12 protein-coding genes are annotated in these 20,745 nt (G+C 67.7%); 11 read left to right on the top strand and 1 reads right to left on the bottom strand.

Annotated elements, in window-relative coordinates:
• Positions 1 to 8: 8 nt before the first annotated feature.
• Entirely contained in the window at positions 9 to 989 is a 981-nt protein-coding gene (locus LJF27_RS10510; RefSeq protein ID WP_003091294.1) for an AAA family ATPase, read from the bottom strand.
• Between the two features lie 339 nt (positions 990 to 1,328).
• Between LJF27_RS10510 and LJF27_RS10515 the strand changes: the two genes are divergently transcribed.
• The 11 genes from LJF27_RS10515 to pelF all read left to right on the top strand — a co-directional run bounded on the left by LJF27_RS10515 (position 1,329) and on the right by pelF (position 20,745).
• Entirely contained in the window at positions 1,329 to 2,099 is a 771-nt protein-coding gene (locus tag LJF27_RS10515) for a hypothetical protein (RefSeq protein ID WP_003091293.1), read from the top strand.
• A gap of 273 nt (positions 2,100 to 2,372) precedes the next feature.
• Positions 2,373 to 7,235, top strand: coding sequence for an NAD-glutamate dehydrogenase GdhB (gene gdhB, locus LJF27_RS10520; protein WP_003103491.1), 4,863 nt, complete (start codon positions 2,373 to 2,375; stop codon positions 7,233 to 7,235).
• Between the two features lie 147 nt (positions 7,236 to 7,382).
• Complete coding sequence (locus LJF27_RS10525) at positions 7,383 to 7,826, top strand: MarR family winged helix-turn-helix transcriptional regulator (protein WP_003109601.1); 444 nt, start codon at positions 7,383 to 7,385, stop codon at positions 7,824 to 7,826.
• A 42-nt stretch (positions 7,827 to 7,868) separates the two neighbouring features.
• A complete protein-coding gene (locus tag LJF27_RS10530; RefSeq protein ID WP_003103486.1) occupies positions 7,869 to 8,441 on the top strand; it encodes an isochorismatase family cysteine hydrolase in 573 nt (190 codons plus the stop codon).
• A 12-nt stretch (positions 8,442 to 8,453) separates the two neighbouring features.
• On the top strand, positions 8,454 to 9,440 hold the full coding sequence (locus tag LJF27_RS10535; RefSeq protein WP_003119773.1) for an FUSC family protein: 987 nt from the start codon (positions 8,454 to 8,456) through the stop codon (positions 9,438 to 9,440).
• A gap of 481 nt (positions 9,441 to 9,921) precedes the next feature.
• Positions 9,922 to 12,768 carry a bifunctional glycoside hydrolase 114/ polysaccharide deacetylase family protein gene (locus LJF27_RS10540; protein WP_023117012.1) on the top strand — a complete coding sequence of 949 codons (2,847 nt, stop codon included), beginning with the start codon at positions 9,922 to 9,924 and terminating at the stop codon, positions 12,766 to 12,768.
• Positions 12,746 to 16,327, top strand: a complete 3,582-nt coding sequence (locus LJF27_RS10545; RefSeq protein WP_023117011.1) for a tetratricopeptide repeat protein — start codon at positions 12,746 to 12,748, stop codon at positions 16,325 to 16,327. The genes LJF27_RS10540 and LJF27_RS10545 overlap by 23 nt, the downstream gene beginning before the upstream one ends.
• A gap of 39 nt (positions 16,328 to 16,366) precedes the next feature.
• Positions 16,367 to 16,885, top strand: coding sequence for a pellicle/biofilm biosynthesis outer membrane protein PelC (locus tag LJF27_RS10550; protein ID WP_003091288.1), 519 nt, complete (start codon positions 16,367 to 16,369; stop codon positions 16,883 to 16,885).
• 5 nt (positions 16,886 to 16,890) lie between these two features.
• Positions 16,891 to 18,258 carry a PelD GGDEF domain-containing protein gene (locus LJF27_RS10555; RefSeq protein WP_023117010.1) on the top strand — a complete coding sequence of 456 codons (1,368 nt, stop codon included), beginning with the start codon at positions 16,891 to 16,893 and terminating at the stop codon, positions 18,256 to 18,258.
• Positions 18,236 to 19,225, top strand: coding sequence for a tetratricopeptide repeat protein (locus LJF27_RS10560; protein WP_003103474.1), 990 nt, complete (start codon positions 18,236 to 18,238; stop codon positions 19,223 to 19,225). The genes LJF27_RS10555 and LJF27_RS10560 overlap by 23 nt, the downstream gene beginning before the upstream one ends.
• Positions 19,222 to 20,745 (top strand): GT4 family glycosyltransferase PelF, encoded by a 1,524-nt coding sequence (pelF, locus tag LJF27_RS10565; RefSeq protein ID WP_023117009.1) that lies wholly within the window; start codon positions 19,222 to 19,224, stop codon positions 20,743 to 20,745. Before LJF27_RS10560 ends, pelF begins: the two co-directional genes overlap by 4 nt.

A 20,745-nucleotide genomic window follows, 5' to 3' on the forward strand; every position in this document is an offset into this window, starting at 1 on the left:
CGGCGGCCTCAGGCCACGGCGACCACGTCGAGGATGCGCTGCACGACCCGGTCCTGGTCGATGCCGGCGGCTTCCGCCTCGAAGGTCAGGATCAGGCGATGGCGCAGCACGTCGAACAGCACCGCCTGGATGTCCTCGGGGCTGACGAAGTCGCGTCCGCCCAGCCAGGCGTGGGCGCGCGCGCAGCGGTCGAGGGCGATGGAGCCGCGCGGGCTGGCGCCGTAGGAGATCCATTCGGCGAGTTCCGCGTCGTGCTTGGCCGGGGTGCGGGTGGCCATGATCAGTTGCACCAGGTATTCCTCCACCGCGTCGGCCATGTACAGGCCGAGGATTTCCTGGCGCGCGGCGAAGATGGTTTCCTGGGTCACCCGGCGCTCCGGCCGGGCCTCGCCGTTCAGTGCCTCGCCACGCGCCTGCTGGAGGATGCGGCGTTCCACCGAGGCCTCCGGGTAGCCGATCTTGACGTGCATGAGGAAGCGGTCGAGCTGGGCTTCCGGCAACGGGTAGGTACCTTCCTGCTCGATCGGGTTCTGTGTCGCCATCACCAGGAACAGCTGTGGCAGGTCGTAGGTGCTGCGGCCGACCGAAACCTGGCGCTCGGCCATGGCTTCGAGCAGCGCCGACTGCACCTTGGCCGGGGCGCGGTTGATCTCGTCGGCCAGCACCAGGTGATGGAAGATCGGGCCTTGCTGGAACACGAAGGTGCCGGTCTCCGGACGGTAGATCTCGGTGCCGGTGATGTCGGCGGGGAGCAGGTCGGGAGTGAACTGGATACGGTGGAACTCGGCTTCGAGTCCTTCGGCGAGGTCCTTGATGGCCTTGGTCTTGGCCAGTCCCGGCGCGCCTTCCACCAGCAGGTGGCCGTCGGCTAGCAGCGCGATCAGCAGGCGGTCGACGAGTTTTTCCTGGCCGAGGATCTGGCTCGACAGGTAGCCCTTCAGTCCCTGCAGGGCGCTCTTGTGCTGCGTGCTTTCTGGCTCGTTGCTCATTGTCTGGACTACCGGTTCCAAGGCCTGCTGGGGTGTCGCTCGGTGGCGCACGGCGAGGCCGGCGCGCGCGGGCGGGGAGAAGGCTCCGCTCTGCGGCGGATGACGCCCCCCGATCCCGCACATGTTAGCGCACGGCGACTGCCTAGCGTACTCTCCGACGCTCGTGCCGCGCCTATTCGTGAACCCGCGCGGGTATGCCGGTGAAAAGCCTCCGCCTCTCGCCGTGACCTGCCTCGCGAAGCGCGGCGGATCGACGCGCCCGGGGAACTTCGCCGGCGCAGGCGGGTCGGTTTCCGCGATGCGAACAGCGAATGGACAGAGCGTTTGTCAGGAGCGACATTGCCGGGGCTTGCCCGGCGCAAGGGGGAGGGCCGCGCCCGGCGTGGGTGGCGGCGCTGGGTCGGTGGGCTGCTGTTGCTGCTCGGCGCGCTCGCCAGCGGATGTTCGAACGCGCCGCGCAACGCCGCCGGCGAGGACACCAGCCAGGGTTCGATGCGCGCTGGCGAATTCCTCCAGACCGATGCCGATCGCATGGCCACCCTGGCCATGCGCGACAACCTGCAAAGCCTCTACCAGTTGCTCTGGAAGCTGTACAAGCGCAATCCCGCCGAATGGAAGAAGACCGGCCTGCCGAGCCAGGCCGACGCCGAGCTGGCGATCCGCCGGGCCATCGAGCAGAACCGCGAACTCAGCGACCTGGGCGGCCGCCGCGACATCGCCGCACTGTCCTACTCCCTCGATCCGGCGTTCAAGGGCGACCGCGTCGGTGCCTTCATATACTCCCTGGCCAGCATGCTGATCACCGCCCATGGCGGGCGCACCGAGTTCTACGTCTACCAGGGGATCGACGCGCAGTACGTCTACAACGCCGCGCGCAACGTCGAGGTCGCCACCTGGATGCTGGCTACCCGCAAGGACGACAAGGGTGCCCCGTTGCTGCTTTCCAACGCCCTCACCGACGACGCCAGCAACCTCAGCTACGCCCGCGAGTTCGCCAAGATCGTCGCGCGCCTGGACCTGCTCGCCGAGGTGCTCGGCGAACGCTACCGGCGGATCAGCGTGAACTACGCCCAGGGACTGCTGTTCATGCATTTCCTGCCGGTGCAGTGAGCCGATGCTCCCGGGGTGAACGAATATGTCGCAGCACGGTAAGTGTTTTGCCTTGCCGGCTCGTTAAGCTCTGTCGGATATGACCGGCGGGTCGCTCGCCGAAAAAGGGCGGTTCCCGGTCAGCCTTTGCTGTGCGCCTGCCTGCCTGGATTAATGCTCAGCTTCTGCTGAACTTCATGGACGCAGCGAGGGTCGGTCCGAAGGTGCGTTGCTCGCGACCTTTCCCGCGAACCGCTCGCCTCCATGAAATAACAAGCCAAGCGGAGTACAACCATGGCGTTCTTCACCGCGGCCAGCAAAGCCGATTTCCAGCATCAACTGCAGACGGCACTGGCGCAGCACCTCGGCGACAAGGCGTTACCACAAGTCACGCTGTTCGCCGAACAGTTCTTCAGCCTGATCTCCCTCGATGAACTGACCCAGCGTCGGCTTTCCGACCTGGTCGGTTGCACCCTTTCCGCCTGGCGCCTGCTGGAGCGCTTCGACCGCGACCAGCCCGAAGTCCGCGTATACAACCCCGACTACGAGAAGCACGGCTGGCAATCCACCCACACCGCGGTGGAAGTGCTGCACCCGGACCTGCCGTTCCTGGTCGACTCGGTGCGCATGGAACTGAACCGCCGCGGCTACAGCATCCATACCCTGCAGACCAACGTCCTCAGCGTGCGCCGCTCGGCCAAGGGCGAGCTGAAGGAAATCCTGCCCAAGGGTAGCCAGGGCAAGGACGTCAGCCAGGAATCGCTGATGTACCTGGAGATCGACCGTTGCGCCCACGCCGGCGAACTGCGGGCGCTGGAGAAGGCCATCCTGGAAGTGCTCGGTGAAGTACGCGTGACCGTCGCCGACTTCGAACCGATGAAGGCCAAGGCCCGCGAACTGCTGACCTGGCTTGGCAAGGCCAAGCTGAAGGTGCCGGCGGAGGAACTGAAGGAAGTACGCAGCTATCTCGAATGGCTGCTGGACAACCACTTCACCTTCCTCGGCTACGAGGAATTCAGCGTCGCCGACGAGGCCGACGGCGGGCGCATGGTCTACGACGAGAAATCCTTCCTCGGCCTGACCCGTCTGCTGCGTGCCGGCCTGAGCAAGGATGACCTGCACATCGAGGACTATGCCGTCGCCTACCTGCGCGAACCGGTCCTGCTGTCCTTCGCCAAGGCTGCCCATCCGAGCCGTGTGCACCGCCCGGCCTACCCGGACTACGTGTCGATCCGCGAGCTGGACGGCAAGGGCCGGGTGATCCGCGAGTGCCGCTTCATGGGCCTGTTCACCTCCTCGGTGTACAACGAGAGCGTCAACGACATCCCCTTCATCCGCGGCAAGGTCGCCGAAGTGATGCGGCGCTCCGGTTTCGACACCAAGGCCCACCTCGGCAAGGAACTGGCCCAGGTGCTGGAAGTACTGCCGCGCGACGACCTGTTCCAGACCCCGGTGGACGAGCTGTTCAGCACCGCCCTGGCGATCGTCCGCATCCAGGAGCGCAACAAGATCCGCGTGTTCCTGCGCAAGGACCCCTACGGTCGCTTCTGCTACTGCCTGGCCTACGTGCCGCGCGACGTGTATTCCACCGAGACGCGCCTGAAGATCCAGCAGGTCCTGATGGAGCGCCTGCAGGCGAGCGACTGCGAGTTCTGGACCTTCTTCTCCGAGTCGGTGCTGGCCCGCGTGCAGTTCATCCTCCGCGTCGACCCGAAGTCGCGCATCGACATCGACCCGGCGCGCCTGGAGGAAGAAGTGATCCAGGCCTGCCGTTCCTGGCAGGACGACTACAGCAGCCTGGTGGTGGAAAACCTCGGCGAGGCCAAGGGCACCAACGTCCTGGCCGACTTCCCGAAAGGCTTCCCGGCCGGCTACCGCGAGCGCTTCGCCCCGCACTTCGCGGTGGTCGACCTGCAGCACCTGCTCAGCCTCTCCGAGCAGCGCCCGCTGGTGATGAGCTTCTACCAGCCGCTGGCGCAGGGCGAGCAGCAACTGCACTGCAAGCTGTACCACGCCGACACCCCGCTGGCCCTGTCCGACGTCCTGCCGATCCTGGAGAACCTCGGCCTGCGCGTGCTCGGCGAATTCCCCTATCGCCTGCGCCACCAGAACGGCCGCGAATACTGGATCCACGACTTCGCCTTCACCTACGCCGAAGGGCTGGACGTGGACATCCAGCAGCTCAACGAGATCCTCCAGGACGCCTTCGTCCACATCGTCAGCGGCGACGCCGAGAACGACGCCTTCAACCGCCTGGTGCTGACCGCCAACCTGCCGTGGCGCGACGTCGCCCTGCTGCGTGCCTACGCGCGTTACCTGAAGCAGATCCGCCTGGGCTTCGACCTCGGCTACATCGCCAGTGCGCTGAATGCCCACACCGACATCGCCCGCGAGCTGGTGCGGCTGTTCAAGACCCGCTTCTACCTGGCGCGCAAACTCACCGCGGAAGACCTGGAAGACAAGCAACAGAAGCTGGAGCAGGCGATCCTCGGTGCCCTCGACGAAGTCCAGGTGCTCAACGAGGACCGCATCCTGCGGCGCTACCTCGACCTGATCAAGGCGACCCTGCGGACCAACTTCTACCAGCCCGACGGCAACGGCCAGAACAAGAGCTACTTCAGCTTCAAGTTCAACCCGAAGGCCATCCCGGAGCTGCCCAGGCCGGTGCCCAAGTACGAGATCTTCGTCTACTCGCCGCGTGTCGAGGGCGTGCACCTGCGCGGCGGCAAGGTGGCTCGCGGCGGCTTGCGCTGGTCGGACCGCGAGGAAGACTTCCGCACCGAGGTGCTCGGCCTGGTCAAGGCCCAGCAGGTGAAGAACGCGGTGATCGTGCCGGTCGGCGCCAAGGGCGGCTTCGTCCCGCGCCGCCTGCCGCTTGGCGGTAGCCGCGACGAGATCCAGGCCGAGGCGATCGCCTGCTACCGGATCTTCATTTCCGGCCTGCTCGATATCACCGACAACCTCAAGGAAGGCGAAGTGGTGCCGCCGGCCAACGTGGTCCGCCACGACGAGGACGATCCCTACCTGGTGGTCGCAGCGGACAAGGGCACGGCGACCTTCTCCGACATCGCCAACGGCATCGCCGCCGAGTACGGCTTCTGGCTCGGCGACGCCTTCGCCTCGGGCGGCTCCGCCGGCTACGACCACAAGGGCATGGGGATTACCGCCAAGGGCGCCTGGGTCAGCGTGCAACGGCACTTCCGCGAACGCGGCATCGACGTGCAGAAGGACAACATCAGCGTCATCGGCATCGGCGACATGGCCGGCGACGTGTTCGGCAACGGCCTGCTGATGTCGGACAAGCTGCAACTGGTGGCCGCCTTCAACCACATGCATATCTTCATCGACCCGAACCCGGACGCCGCCAGCAGCTTCGTCGAGCGCCAGCGCCTGTTCAACCTGCCGCGTTCGAGCTGGGCCGACTACGACGCCAAGCTGATCTCCGCCGGCGGCGGGATCTTCCTGCGCAGCGCCAAGAGCATCGCCATCACCCCGGAAATGAAGGCGCGCTTCGACATCCAGGCCGACAGGCTGGCGCCCACCGAGCTGATCCATGCGCTGCTCAAGGCGCCGGTCGACCTGCTCTGGAACGGCGGGATCGGTACCTACGTGAAGTCGAGCAAGGAAACCCACGCCGATGTCGGCGACAAGGCCAACGATGGTCTGCGCGTCGACGGCCGCGAGCTGCGCGCGAAGGTGGTGGGCGAGGGCGGCAACCTGGGCATGACCCAACTGGCGCGGGTCGAGTTCGGCCTGCACGGCGGTGCCAACAACACCGACTTCATCGACAACGCCGGTGGCGTGGACTGCTCCGACCATGAGGTCAACATCAAGATCCTGCTCAACGAAGTGGTGCAGGCCGGCGACATGACCGAGAAGCAGCGCAACGCGCTGCTGGTGAAGATGACCGACGCGGTCGGCGCCCTGGTGCTGGGCAACAACTACAAGCAGACCCAGGCGCTGTCCCTGGCGCAACGTCGCGCCCGCGAGCGGATCGCCGAGTACAAGCGGCTGATGGGCGACCTCGAGGCGCGTGGCAAGCTCGATCGCGCCCTGGAGTTCCTGCCTTCCGACGAGGAGCTGGCGGAACGCATCAGTGCCGGCCAGGGGCTGACCCGCGCCGAGCTGTCGGTGCTGATCTCCTACAGCAAGATCGACCTCAAGGAATCGCTGCTGAAATCGCTGGTGCCGGACGATGACTACCTGACCCGCGACATGGAGACCGCCTTCCCGGCATTGCTGGCGGAGAAGTTCGGCGACGCCATGCGCCGCCATCGCCTGAAGCGCGAGATCGTCAGCACGCAGATCGCCAACGACCTGGTCAACCACATGGGCATCACCTTCGTGCAGCGCCTGAAGGAGTCCACCGGCATGAGCGCGGCCAACGTCGCCGGGGCCTACGTGATCGTCCGCGACGTATTCCACCTGCCGCACTGGTTCCGCCAGATCGAGAATCTCGACTACCAAGTGCCCGCTGATATCCAGCTGACCCTGATGGACGAACTGATGCGCCTCGGCCGCCGCGCCACCCGCTGGTTCCTCCGCAGCCGCCGCAACGAGCTGGACGCGGCGCGCGACGTGGCCCACTTCGGCCCGCGCATCGCCGCCCTCGGCCTGAAGCTCAACGAGCTGCTCGAAGGGCCGACCCGCGAGCTGTGGCAGGCGCGCTACCAGACCTACGTCGACGCCGGCGTGCCGGAACTGCTGGCACGCATGGTGGCCGGTACCAGCCACTTGTACACGCTGCTGCCGATCATCGAGGCGTCCGACGTGACCGGCCAGGACACCGCGGAAGTGGCCAAGGCCTATTTCGCCGTGGGCAGCGCGCTGGACCTGACCTGGTACCTGCAACAGATCACCAACCTGCCGGTGGAGAACAACTGGCAGGCGCTGGCCCGCGAGGCGTTCCGCGACGACCTCGACTGGCAGCAGCGGGCGATCACCGTCTCGGTGTTGCAGATGCAGGACGGACCGAAGGAGGTCGAGGCTCGCGTCGGCCTGTGGCTGGAACAGCACCTGCCGCTGGTCGAGCGCTGGCGGGCGATGCTGGTCGAACTGCGTGCCGCGTCGGGTACCGACTACGCCATGTACGCCGTGGCCAACCGCGAGCTGATGGACCTGGCGCAGAGCAGCCAGCACGGTGTCTGCATCCCCTGATGCGACCGGACTGACGGCAAGCAAGAGCCCCGCCCTAGTGCGGGGCTCTTTCATTTCAGCTGTCGTGCCGTCGGTCGGGTCCCATGGCGGGCGGCGTTGGATGTGTTATTTTGCTATTAAAATATAGCTATGATTATGTAGATAAATATGCCCACCAACCAGGATCTCCAACTGGCAGCGCATCTGCGCAGCCAGGTCACCACCCTGACCCGCCGCCTGCGTCGCGAGGCGCAGGCCGATCCGGTGCAATTCTCGCAACTGGTCGTGCTTGGCGCGATCGACCGCCTTGGCGGCGACGTCACACCTTCCGAGCTGGCCGCCGCCGAGCGGATGCGCTCGTCGAATCTGGCCGCGCTGCTGCGCGAACTGGAACGCGGAGGGCTGATCGTCCGTCACGCCGATCCGCAAGATGGGCGCAGAACCCGCGTGTCGCTGAGCTCGGAGGGCCGGCGAAATCTCTACGGCAACCGCGCCAAGCGCGAAGAATGGCTGGTGCGTGCCATGCACGCCTGTCTCGACGAGAGCGAGCGCGCCCTGCTGGCGGCGGCCGGTCCGTTGCTGACACGCCTGGCGCAATTCGAGGAGCCCTGAATCCAGGGCTTTGGGTTCCGGCAGATGGAAGAGGAGTTCCCGATGAACACAGCACTGATCGGTCTCGACTACATCGTCGATATCATGCATCCCGACGGTAGGATTGCCCGCTGTGCAGAACAGGCCGCCTTGCGTGGCGTGGTCGCGCGTTTCAACCGCGCTCTCGCCGTCGCCGAGCAGCGTGGCTGGCTGCGGATCGCGGTGAGGGTGGGCTTCGAGCCCGGCTATCCGGACCTGCCGGAACATTCGCCGATCTTCGCTGCCGCGCAGGCACTCGGCGCTCTCGACCTCTGCGGGCGCGGTTGCGCATTTCATCCTGACCTGAAGCGGGATGCCGTGCAGATGGAAGTGCTCAAGCCGCGCATCAGCGCCTTCTATGCCACGCGCCTGGAGGCCGTGTTGCGGGCGAGGCGGATCGAGCGCCTGGTGCTCGCCGGTGTCAGTACGACCTGGGCTGTGCAGGCCGCCGCGCGCGATGCGCACGATCGCGACTACCAAGTGCTGGTGTTGGAGGAGGCCTGCGCGGCGGCCAGCGACGAGGAGCACCGGCGCTCCATCGAGGTCCTGGGCGGCATCGCGCGGATCGTCACGCTCGACCAGTTGGCAGCGCTCTAGGCGGCGCGTCGTGTGTGCGCCTCGCTGACACGCCTGTTCGACGGCCGCGCCATGGGGCGCGCGCTCGCCGTGTCGCTGCCGCTGTTCGTGCTCTACAGCGCCAGCGGCGATGCCAACTGGCTGCTGGCGAATATCGCGACGATCTCCGTGGCGGTCGTCGTCGAGCGGGTCGGTAGCGCACCGCTCGCGGCGCTCGGCCAGGGGGTGGCGATCATCCTCGGCTTTCTCGGCCTGTCGTTCGCGCTCGCCTGGGGAGCGGCGTTTGCCATCGCTTGCGCAGCGCTCGCCGCTGCTGCTGTCGCGCTATCCGGTCTGGATACGCGCTTGCGCACGCTGGGCAATTTCGTCTTTATTCCTGTGCTCTATCTGGCCTGCGAGGTTGCCGCGACGCACCGCGCTGCGCTGTCCCTGGTGCCGTATCTCGTCGTCGCGACGCTACCATCGGTGGCGCTCGCCGGTGTCGATACCTTGCGCCACGCAGCGCTCGCACGCCGTTACGGCACCCTGCTGCGCTGGCGTGGGGCGCACTTGACGGGCCACGCGGCCGCGCATGACGAGCTGCTCCAGGCTGTGTTGGCGGTCACACTCGCCGTAGCCTGCAGCGCGACCTTGGTGGCGTGGCGGCACATCGAATACGGCCAGTGGGCGATCTGGTCGTCCGCCAGCGTGGTTACCGGCAATGCCGCCAGCGCGCACCTGAAGCTGCGCGATCGCGGGCTTGGCGCGCTGCTCGGCGTACCGCTCGGCCTCGTGGTAGGGGCCGCTCTACCACATGTTCTATTGGTCCACACCTTGGCGACTCTTGCCTCGGTCCTCACCCTCGTCGGATTCCGTCACTACGCGACAGGTTTTGCCGCGCGTTGCGCGTGCATCGCCTGCGCCTCCTGGGCGATTCAGCAGTCGCCCCTGGTCGCCTCGCTGCGGGTCGCCGAAGTACTGGCGGGTGGGGCGATAGGCGTCGCCTCGGTGTGGCTGGTGCGGTTCCTCGCACGCAACTGAAGGCGGTGCGACCGCACGCGCGTGCGCCAAATGCCCGGCGCCTTTCGTTGGCCGGAAAAGACAACCTGTTTCACGGATTTAATAAATATTTAGTTATTAGCGAACGGCGTCTACCGAACCGATGGGTCTAGACGAAGTGACTTCCGGGGGCTTCCGGAGGGCCGTCGACTTTCCTGATGAAGTGCGTGAAACCTGGGCTTTCCACTTTGCCACAGCGGTGTCTCGGAAAGCGCGGAGTTGACCTGCAAAGCGTCACGGGCAGGCAAAAGGACACCATGGCGTCATGTGTGTGCCTAAAAATTGACAGTTTCCGCTTAAAAATTTAGCAATTAGCATATTTAGTCATTAGATTGACGTTAATCGCCTGCGGCTGCTTTGGCTGTGCCCGCACTGTCAGGGATTCGACGTTGCCACCGGAAACCGCATCCATGCTTCCGACCTGCCGCTTCGGTCGGTATCGACCCTGCCGCGTAGGCTGGGCATGCGGTTCAGCAAGAAAGGAATCGCCGTGCTGCGTCTGCCGTCCCGCCGTAACACCCTTCGACCCATCGAGTGCCCGCTCGCCTGGCTTGCCGGCCTGGCGCTGGCGCTTTGTGCCGGCGCTGCCGCAGGGGCTGCCGGCGGGCCGTCCAGCGTGGCGTTCTGGTACGCCGAGCGGCCGCCGCTGGCCGAGCTTTCCCAGTTCGACTGGGTGGTGCTCGAAGCGGCGCACCTCAAGCCGGCCGATGTCGGGTATCTGAAAGAGCAGGGCAGCACGCCCTTCGCCTATCTGTCGGTCGGCGAGTTCGACGGCGACGCCGCCGCCATCGCCGACAGCGGCCTGGCCCGGGGCAAGAGCGCGGTCCGCAACCAAGCCTGGAACAGCCAGGTAATGGACCTCGCCGCGCCGAGCTGGCGGGCGCACCTGCTCAAGCGCGCCGCGGAGCTGCGCAAACAGGGCTACGCCGGCCTGTTCCTCGATACCCTGGACAGCTTCCAGCTACAGGCCGAGGAGCGCCGCGAGGGCCAGCGCCGGGCGCTGGCCAGTTTCCTCGCCCAGCTGCATCGCCAGGAGCCGGGCCTCAAGCTGTTTTTCAATCGCGGTTTCGAAGTGCTGCCGGAGTTGCCCGGCGTCGCGTCGGCGGTGGCCGTGGAGTCGATCCATGCCGGTTGGGACGCCGCTGCCGGGCAATACCGCGAGGTGCCCCAGGAGGATCGCGATTGGCTGAAGGGCCACCTGGATGCCCTGCGCGCCCAGGGCATGCCCATCGTCGCCATCGACTACCTGCCGCCGGAGCGGCGTGACGAGGCGCGCACGCTCGCTGCGCGCCTGCGTAGCGAAGGCTACGTGCCGTTCGTCAGCACCCCGGCGCTGGACTACCTGGGGGTGAGCGACGTCGAGGTGCAACCGCGACGCATCGCGCTGCTCTACGATCCCCGCGAGGGCGACCTGACCCTGAGCCCCGGCCACGTCTACCTCGGCGGCCTGCTCGAATACCTCGGTTATCGGGTCGACTACCTGCCCACCGACCAGCCGCTGCCCGAACGTCCGCTGAGCGGTCTCTACGCCGGGGTAGTCACCTGGATGACCAGTGGACCGCCGCTGGCCAGCGACGCCTTCGACAACTGGATCGCTGCACGTCTCGACGAAAAGGTGCCGGTGGCGTTCCTCGCCGGCCTGCCTACCGAGAACGACGGCCTGTTGCAGCGCCTGGGTATTCGCCGACTGTCGCAGAAACTCAAGGTCAAGCCGAGCACCGAGACCCACGACCAGGCGCTGCTTGGTTCCTTCGAAGCGCCGCTGGTGATCCGGATCCGCGACCTGCCGGCGCTCACCGTACTCGATCCGGCGCGGGTGACCCCGGCGCTCAAGCTCAAGGGCGACGGCAAGGAGTACGTGCCGGTGGCGACCGCCGACTGGGGGGGCTTCGCCCTGGCGCCCTATGTGCTGGAGGAGGGTAGCGAGCACCGGCGCTGGATCCTCGATCCGTTCGCCTTCCTGCGCAAGGCCTTGCGTCTTGTGCCGCTGCCGAGTCCCGACGCGACCACCGAGAATGGCCGGCGCATCGCCACCGTGCACATCGATGGCGACGGCTTCGTCTCCCGTGCCGAGGTGCCCGGCAGTCCCTATGCCGGCCAGCAGGTGCTGGAGGACTTCATCAAGCCCTATCCGTTCCTCACCTCGGTCTCGGTGATCGAAGGCGAGGTCGGGCCGAAGGGCATGTACCCGCACCTGGCCAGGGAGCTGGAGCCGATCGCCCGGCGCATCTTCGCCGACGACAAGGTCGAGGTCGCCAGCCATACCTTCAGCCATCCGTTCTTCTGGCAGCCGCAACTGGCCGAGCAGGGCGAGAACTTCGAGGCCCAGTATGGCTACAAGATGGCCATCCCGGGCTACGACAAGGTCGACTTCGTACGCGAGGTGATCGGCGCCCGCGACTACATCGAGCAGCGCCTGACCACCCCGCGGAAGCCGGTGAAGATGATCTTCTGGTCCGGCGACGCGCTGCCCGACGCCGCCACCATCAAGCTCGCCTACGACGCCGGGCTGATGAACGTCAACGGCGGCAATACCGCGCTGACCCGGGCCTTTCCCTCGCTGACCGGACTCTACCCGCTGATCCGGCCCACCCGCGGCGGCGTGCAGTACTACGCGCCGATCATCAACGAGAACGTCTACACCAATCTCTGGCAGGGGCCGTACTACGGCTTCCGCGGCGTCATCGATACCTTCGCCCTGACCGACAGCCCGCGCCGCCTGCGCGGCCTGCACCTGTACTACCACTTCTATTCGGGGACCAAGCAGGCCTCGATCCGCACCATGCACCAGATCTACGCGGCGATGCAGGCGGAGCATCCGTTGTCGCTGTGGATGAGCGACTACATCCCGCGCCTGGAAGGCCTGCATCGCGCCAGCCTGGCCAAGCGTGCCGATGGCAGCTGGCAGTTGCGCGGCTTCGCCGCCTTGCGCACGGTGCGCCTGGACCCGGCGCTGGGTTGGCCGGACCTCGCTCGCTCCACGGGAGTCGCGGGCGTGCGCGACCTGCCCCAGGGGCGCTATGTACACCTGAGTGCGGCGAATGCGCGCCTGGTCCTGCGCGACAGCCGCGATCCGCGGCCGGCGCTGGAGGAGGCCAACCTGCCGCTGAAGCACTGGCGCTACCGCGACGATGGCCGCGTCGAGTTCGCCTTCGCCGGGCACCTGCCATTGCGCCTGGTGGTGCGCGCGGCGGGCGATTGCCGGCTGAGCGCGGCCGGCAAGGCCTTCCCGGGAAAGGCCGGCAACGGCCTGTGGACGTTCGAGTTGCCGATGGAGCAGGTGCGCGATGGCCAACTCGTCTGCCGCTGACAAGCATCCCAAGGCGCGCCTGCTGAATCCCTGGGCCCTGCTGCCGGTCGCTCTCGGGGTGGCGCTGGTGCTGTGGCTGACCTTCAACAGCGAAGAGGTATTCATGCCCAGCGGCGATGGCGAGCCCGACGCGGTCTCGGTGAACTACGCCGAACTGCTGTTGCAGGCGCACCCGGAGAACGACGCGCTGCGCCTGACCCTGATCGACCTGCTGGTCAAGCTCGGCGACTTCGAGCAGGCGCGTCATCACCTCGCCCGTCTGCGCGGCAAGGACCGCCTGGCAACGCCGTTCTACGAGGTGGAACTGGACATCCTTGGCGCCCTGGCCAGGCCCGAGGGCATGGATGAGGAGCAGACGCGCCGATTGCTGGAGCGCCTGCGCAAGATCGAGCATGTTTCGTTGAACGACGCCATGCTCGAACGACTTGCCCGTCATGCCCTGGCCCTGGACGCGCCGGACCTGGCGGCGCGGACCTTTGCCGAACTGGCCGGCCGCGACCCGCAGGGCCGGCAGCGCTGGCTGGACGAGGCGGCGCGCTGGTACCTGGCTTCCGGCGAGCCGCTGCCGGCGGCGGACATCCAGCGGCAACTGGCCGAAGCGCAAACCGAGCCGGCGAAGCGCCTGGCCTATCTGCGCCAGGCCTTCGCCAGCCTGCTCGCTGGCGAGCGCGGCGAACAGGCGGCGTTGTTGCTGGACGAGCGGCTGGACGCCTTGCCGGAGGATGAATCGACCCTGGCCTGGCTCGCCGAGGGCGTACGCGCCGCCGAAGGCAGCCAGCGCTACGACCTGGCCGAACGCTTCATCCGGCGCTGGCGCGAATTGCGCCCCGAGGACCATGAGGCGCTGGCCGCCGACCTGCGCCTGAACATGGCCGCCGGGCGGATCGAGCGGGCCTGGGAGGTCGGCCAGGAGCTGCTGGCCCTGCGCCCGGAGGACAGGACGCTGCTGGCCGATCTCGCGCGCCTTGGCGAATGGACCGGCAACGGCCCGCGGGCGCTGGGCCTGTGGAAGCAACTGCTGGCCGGCGCCGATGACCCGGCCCTGCGCGAGCATGCCTGGCGCCTGTCGCTGCAGATGTTCGATTTCGACAGCGCCATCGAGCTGCTGGCGCCCATCGGTGCGCAGCGACAGATGACCGACGAGGAACTCGATGCGCTGGTCTACAGCCATGAAACCCGCGGCACGCCGGAAGAGGGCGAGGCATGGCTGCGCGGCTACGTGCAGCGTTATCCGAAACAGCGCCTGGCCTGGCAGCGCTTGCAACAGATTCTCGAACACACCCAGCAGTTGCAGGAAGAGACCGGGGTCTGGGCGCGGATGGCCCGGCATTTCCCGCTGAGTGTCAAGGAACGCATGCAGTGGGCGGAAACCCACTGGAACCTGTTCGATCCGCGCCAGGCCTGGAAGGTCCTCGCCGACGTGGATACCCGCGCGATCCGCGAGCCGGAGTTCTGGCGCCTGCGCGCGGCGCTGGCCTGGGCCCTGGAGCAGGACGACGATGCCCGCGCCGCCTACGAGCGCATGCTGGCCCTGGACATCCGCCTGAACAGCAGCGACGAGGACCAGTTGATCGCCCTGTACCGGGACAGCAATCCGAAGCAGGCCTTGCAGGTGCTTATCGGCAGTTGGCAGCGCAGCCGCGATCCGCGGCGCCTGGCCAGCGCCCTGCAACTGGCGGAGAACCTCCACGACTGGCCGGCCCTGAAGAGCCTGCTGGCCGAGGCCGAAGGCCTGCCGGAAGCGCAGGGCAGCCCCTATTACTGGGTGGCCAGGGCGCGGCTGGCGGAACAGGAAGGCCATGGCGACGTCGCCGAGCGTCTGTACCGGGAAGCCCTGGTGCGTTTCCCCGGCGAGAACCTGGTGCGCGAACGCCTGCTCTGGTTCTACATCGACCGTGGCCGTCGCAACAGCCTGGCGCCCCTGTTGGCGCAGTGGCATGGCCTGGCGCTGCGGGACAGCACGCTGTGGCTGCCGTTCGCCAGCGCCAGCCTGCTGCTCGAGCGTAACGACCAGGCGCTGGCCTGGTTCCGCCTGTACCTCAAGTCCAATCCCAACGACTGGCTGGTGCAGGCCGCCTACGCCGACGCACTGGATGCCAGCGGCTACCAGGACAAGGCCCTGCGCCTGCGCCGACTACTGCTCCGGCGGCTCGACCGCGAGGCGGTCAGGGCCACCCCGGACAGCTTCGCCGCCTACCTGCGCCTGCTCGCCGTGGCCCAGGGGCCGCTGCTCGCCCCGGGCGAGGCGCGGCGGGCCTGGAATGGCGAGCCGGCGATGCTGCAGCTGTGGTTCGAGCAGTTCCTCGACCAGCTCGCCGCCACCAACCAGGAGCCGCTGAAGGATGACTGGCTGGCCTGGGCGCGCGGCCGGGGCCTGAAGATCGGGCGCAACGAAGAGATCCAGGCCGCCCTGCGCAGCCAGAATCGCGCCGCCCTGCAACGCCTGCTGGAGCGCGGCGAGCTGGATCCGGCGCAGCGGGTCGAGGCGCTGGTGCGTCTCGGCCATGGCGGCGAAGCGCTGGGCGAGGCCCTGGGCGCACTGGGCGACGGCCACTCGCGCGACAACCGCGAGCAGCTGCGGCGGCAGGCGGCGGAAATCCTCGAACGCACTCCCCAGGGCCTGCAACTGGGTTGGAACAAGCGCGACTTCGGCGGTCTCGACTTCAAGGGGCCGACGCTGCGCGCGGCGCGCCACCTCGGCGACGACTGGTACGCCGATCTCGAACTGGGCAGTGGCCGCTATCACGGCGATGCGCTGGATAGCTCGCTCCTCGGTAGCGAACGCAACGCCAGGCTGACGTTGCGGCGCGAACTGGCCGATGGCTTCGCCGCGGCGACGCTCGATGGCAGCTGGCGCGACGACGAGGACCGCCACGGCCTGGGGGTGCTGCGCAATTGGCGGCTGAGCTCGCGCGACGAACTGGAAGCGGGCCTCGACTGGCACCGCGAGACCGACGAGACCGGCCTGATGCGAGCCCTCGGCATGCGCGACAGCCTACGGCTCGGCGGCCGCCACACCCTCAGCGGGCGCGACCAGTTGAGCTGGTCGCTGGCGCACAACCGCTTCTCTACCCGCCAGGGCGACGACCTCGGCAACGGCGAGGCGCTGTCCCTGGAATGGGCCCACACACTGTTCTTCGACGGCCCGGCCTGGCAACTGCGCGGCGGCATCGACTACCAGCGCAATCGCCTGGAGAACCGCGTGCCGGACGACCTGCTGGCGGCCCATGGTGGTGCGCTGGCGCTCGATGGCGCGCGCAGCCAGGACCTGCTGCAGGACCGCTATGGCCAGGTCTACCTCGGCAGCACCTGGCGCCGTGGCTTCCCTGGCGCGCTGAACCGCAGCCGTCCGCAATACACCTGGATCGTCGACACCCTGGCCGGCTGGCAGTGGACAGAGAAGGAGTTCAACTACGGCATCGATCTCGGCATCGGCATGGAGCTGCTGGGCGACGACGAACTGGCGTTCACCTTCGGCTACCAGTCGGCTCCCCAGGGCGGCGGCGGCGATGCCGGCGGCACGCTCGGGGTGACCTACAGCACGCGCTTCGGCCGCTGAACGCGGCCCGGATACGGAATTCAACAGGAGGAACACAACATGCAATCCATCCGCTGCCTGGCTCTCGCGGCCGTCGCCCTGTTCATGGCGGGCTGCTCCAGCTTCACCAGCGAAAGCGCTACGCCGCTGGCGCGCGGCGCGCAGTGGGGCCTGGTGCCGCTGCTCAATTACTCCCAGGCGCCGCAGGCCGGCGAGCGTGCCGAGCAGATCCTGCTCAGCGTGCTGGCCGAGGAGGGCGTGCGGCCGCGCCTGTACCCGGCGCAGCCGCAAGGCGACCTGCAACTGGTCGACGACCGCGAGCGCCAGCAGCGCGCGCTGGACTGGGCACGCCAGCAGAAGCTGGCCTACGTGGTCACCGGCAGCGTCGAGGAGTGGCAGTACAAGAACGGCCTCGACGGCGAGCCGGCGGTGGGCGTCAGCCTGCAGGTGCTGGAGCCGGCCTCCGGGCGGGTGCTCTGGAGCACCAGCGGGGCGCGCGCCGGCTGGTCCCGGGAAAGCCTGGCGGGCGCCGCGCAGAAAGTCCTGCGCGAGCTGGTCGGCGACCTGCGGCTCGAGTGACGGCGATGTCCGCGCACAAGGATTTCGCCCTCGCACCGCGCGCCAGCGGCAGCGTCTCCTGGGTCGAGACGCTGGTCATCAGCGCGCTCGCGCTGGGCCTGGGCTGGTGGTTCAGCCCGGACGACCCGCTGCAGGTCAACGCCACCTTTCCCTGGGTGATCCTCGCGCCCCTGTTGCTGGGCATGCGCTACGGCTTCGTCCGCGGGTTGGCCAGCGCGGCGCTGCTGGTGGCGGCGCTGTTCGCGTTTCGCGTCCAGGGCGTCGAGGCCTATGCCCAGGTACCGGCGGCCTTCATCGTCGGCGTGCTGCTCTGCGCCATGTTGGTGGGCGAATTCCGCGACATCTGGGAACGCCGCCTGGAGCGCCTGGAGCTGGCGAACGAGTACCGTCAGTTGCGCCTCGACGAATTCACCCGCGCCCATCACATCCTGCGCATCTCCCACGATCGCCTGGAACAGCGGGTCGCCGGCAACGACCAGAGCCTGCGCAGTTCGCTGCTCGGTCTGCGACAACTGCTGCGCGAGCTGCCGGGCGATGAGGCACCGCTCGATGCGCTGGCGGAAACCGTGCTGGCGCTGCTGGCCCAGTACGGTTCGCTGCGCATCGCCGGACTCTACCGGGTGCGCCACGACCGCACCCCGGAGCCGCAACCCTTGGCGACGCTCGGCGAGATGCCGGCGCTGGACGCCGACGATCTGCTGGTGCGCACCTGCCTGGAGCGCGGCGAACTGGTCAGCGTGCGCCAGGAACTGCTGGAGCGTGGCGAGCAGCGTGCGCACAGCGCGCTGCAGGTGTGCGTGCCGCTGGTCGACACCGATGGGCGGATCCTTGCCCTGCTGGCGGTGGAGCAGATGCCGTTCTTCGTCTTCAACGAACGTACCTTCAGCCTACTGGCGATCCTCGCCGGGCACATCGCCGACTTGCTGCAGAGCGACCGTCGCGCACTGCAACTGGCCGACATCGACGCCCAGCGCTTCTCCCAGTACCTCAAGCGCTCCCTGCTGGACGCCCGCGACCATGGATTGCCGGCCTGCCTGTATGCCTTCGAGTTGACCGATGCGCGCTACGGCGAAGAGGTCCAGCGTCTGCTTGAAGGCAGCCAGCGTGGCCTCGACGTGCAGTTGCGACTGCGCAACGACGAGGGCCGGCGGGTCCTGCTGGTGTTGTTGCCGCTGACTTCCGCCGAAGGCTCCCAGGGGTATCTGCAGCGCCTGAGGATTCTCTTCGCCGAACGCTTCGGCCAGGCCCGCGAGCTGGAGTTGCTGGGCGTGCGCATCCGCCAGTACGAACTGGACGCCGGCAACGATCGGCAGGCGCTGGGACATTTCCTTTTCAACGAGTGCGGCCTGAATGATCAGCAAGTGGCTGTTTAGCGGCGCCTTCCTGTTCGAGCTGAGCAGTTGGGCGAGCGTCTTCGCCGACCTGCCGTTCGGCCAGGCGCTGGCGCTCTATCTGTTCGCCCACGGCCTGGGCAGCGCGCTGCTGTGCGTCGGCGTATGGCTGCTGCTGCCGCGGCGCTACAAGTTCCCGCTGCCGTGGAGCCCGCTGTTCCTCTTCAGCCTGGCCTTCTTCGTGCCGCTGATCGGAGCGGTCGGCGTCGCTGCGGCGGTATTCCCGGCGCTGTACCTGCCGCGCCAGCGTGGCGAGCAGGCCTGGCAGGCGATGGGCGTCCCCGGGCTGCCGTTCCGGCCGAAGGAAAAGCGCCTCGACATGATGTTCAGCGACGGCGGTCTGCAGGACGTCCTGCGCCATGCGCCGGACCCGAACCAGCGGCTCACGGCGATCTTCGCCACCCGGCGGATGCCCGGCAAGGAGGCGATCCCGATCCTCAAGCTGGCCCTGCGCGACCCCGCCGACGACGTCCGCCTGCTGGCCTACTCGATGCTCGACCAGAAGGAAAGCCGGATCAACCAGCGCATCGAGGCCGCCCTCGGCCGCCTCGCCGGCGCCACGCCGGCGCGACGCGGCGCGCTGCACGGAACCCTGGCGCGCTGGTACTGGGAACTGGCCTACCTGGGGTTGGCCCAGGGCAGCGTGCTGGAGCACATCCTCGAGCAGGCGCGCGAGCATACCGACCAGGCGCTGCGCGGCGCACCCTCGGCCGACCTGCATCTGCTGGCCGGGCGCATCGCCCTCGAACAAGGCCGCCTGGAGGATGCCGGACGCGCCCTCCAGGCCGCCGAGGAGGCGGGAATCGATAGCGCCCAGCTGGCGCCGTTCCGCGCCGAGGTGGCGTTCTTCCAGCGGCGCTACCGGGACATCCCCCGGCTTCTCGCCGGAATGCCCGACGACATGCTGCAACGGCCGCCCTTCGCGGCCCTGGCGAGATACTGGACATGACCGAACACACCGCTCCGACGGCGCCCGTCGCCGATGTCTGCCTGCTGCTGGAGGGCACCTGGCCCTATGTCCGCGGCGGCGTCTCCAGCTGGGTCAACCAGTTGATCCTCGGTCTCCCCGACCTGACCTTCTCGGTGTTCTTCATCGGCGGCCAGAAGGATGCCTACGGCAAGCGCCACTACCCGATCCCGGACAATGTGCTGCACATCGAGGAACACTTCCTGGAAACCGCCTGGAGTTCGCCGAACCCGCAGACGCGACAGGGCAGTAGCGAGACCGAAAAGGCGTTGCGCGATCTGCACCGTTTCTTCCACTACCCGGAGACGCCGGACGTGGAGGAGGGCGACGCGCTGCTCGACCTGCTCGCCGAGGGCCGCATCGGCCGCGAGGACTTTCTCCACAGCAAGGCCAGTTGGGAGGCGATCACCGCAGGCTACGAGCGCTATTGCACCGATCCGTCCTTCGTCAATTACTTCTGGACCCTGCGCTCGATGCAGGCGCCGGTGTTCATGCTCGCCGAGGCGGCCCGGCGGATGCCGCGGGCGCGCATGCTGCACTCGATCTCCACCGGCTACGCCGGCCTGCTGGGCTGCATCCTGCAACGTCGCTGGGGCTGCCGCTACCTGCTCAGCGAGCACGGCATCTACACCAAGGAGCGTAAGATCGACCTGGCCCAGGCCAACTGGATCGCGGAGAACCCCGACGAGCAGCTGAGTACCGGACTGGATGCCGAGGTCAGCTACATCCGTCGCTTGTGGATCCGCTTCTTCGAGCGTGTCGGCCTGCTCACCTATCGCGCGGCCAATCCGATCGTCGCCCTCTACGAAGGCAACCGCCAGCGCCAGGTACTCGATGGCGCCGAGCCACGGCGCACCCGGGTGATCCCCAACGGCATCGACCTCGATGCCTGGGCCGGCGCCCTCGAACGGCGGCCGCCGGGGATTCCGCCGGTGGTCGGGCTGGTCGGCCGGGTAGTGCCGATCAAGGACGTGAAGACCTTCATCCGCGCCATGCGCGGGGTGGTCAGCGCGATGCCGGAGGCGGAGGGCTGGATCGTCGGTCCGGAGGAGGAAGATCCGGACTATGCCAGCGAATGCCGCAGCCTGGTGGCCAGCCTCGGCCTGCAGGACAAGGTGAAGTTCCTCGGTTTCCGTCGGATCGGCGAGGTCCTGCCGCAACTCGGCCTGATGGTCCTCACCTCGATCAGCGAAGCGCAGCCGCTGGTGATCCTCGAAGCCTGGGCTGCCGGCGCCCCGGTGGTGAGCAGCGACGTCGGCTCCTGCCGCGAACTGATCGAAGGCGCCGACGCCGAAGATCGCGCCCTGGGTCGCGCCGGGGAGGTGGTGGCGATCGCCGACCCGCAGGCCACTTCGCGGGCGATCCTCGCCCTGCTGCGCAATCCGCAGCGCTGGCAGGCGGCCCAGACGGTCGGCCTGCAACGGGTCGAACGCTACTACACCGAGGCGCTGATGCTCGGACGTTACCGCGGGCTGTACCGCGAAGCCACGGAGATTGCATGA

This window comes from Pseudomonas sp. 203-8 (assembly GCF_020708595.1).
Classification (GTDB): domain Bacteria; phylum Pseudomonadota; class Gammaproteobacteria; order Pseudomonadales; family Pseudomonadaceae; genus Pseudomonas; species Pseudomonas aeruginosa.

Coding starts and splice junctions, on each gene's coding strand:
- LJF27_RS10510 (WP_003091294.1), bottom strand. CDS start 989: ATGAGCAACGAGCCAGAAAGCACGCAGCACAAGAGCGCCCTGCAGGGA.
- LJF27_RS10550 (WP_003091288.1), top strand. CDS start 16,367: ATGCAATCCATCCGCTGCCTGGCTCTCGCGGCCGTCGCCCTGTTCATG.
- LJF27_RS10525 (WP_003109601.1), top strand. CDS start 7,383: ATGCCCACCAACCAGGATCTCCAACTGGCAGCGCATCTGCGCAGCCAG.
- LJF27_RS10545 (WP_023117011.1), top strand. CDS start 12,746: ATGGCCAACTCGTCTGCCGCTGACAAGCATCCCAAGGCGCGCCTGCTG.
- pelF (WP_023117009.1), top strand. CDS start 19,222: ATGACCGAACACACCGCTCCGACGGCGCCCGTCGCCGATGTCTGCCTG.
- LJF27_RS10555 (WP_023117010.1), top strand. CDS start 16,891: ATGTCCGCGCACAAGGATTTCGCCCTCGCACCGCGCGCCAGCGGCAGC.
- LJF27_RS10530 (WP_003103486.1), top strand. CDS start 7,869: ATGAACACAGCACTGATCGGTCTCGACTACATCGTCGATATCATGCAT.
- gdhB (WP_003103491.1), top strand. CDS start 2,373: ATGGCGTTCTTCACCGCGGCCAGCAAAGCCGATTTCCAGCATCAACTG.
- LJF27_RS10540 (WP_023117012.1), top strand. CDS start 9,922: ATGCGGTTCAGCAAGAAAGGAATCGCCGTGCTGCGTCTGCCGTCCCGC.
- LJF27_RS10560 (WP_003103474.1), top strand. CDS start 18,236: ATGATCAGCAAGTGGCTGTTTAGCGGCGCCTTCCTGTTCGAGCTGAGC.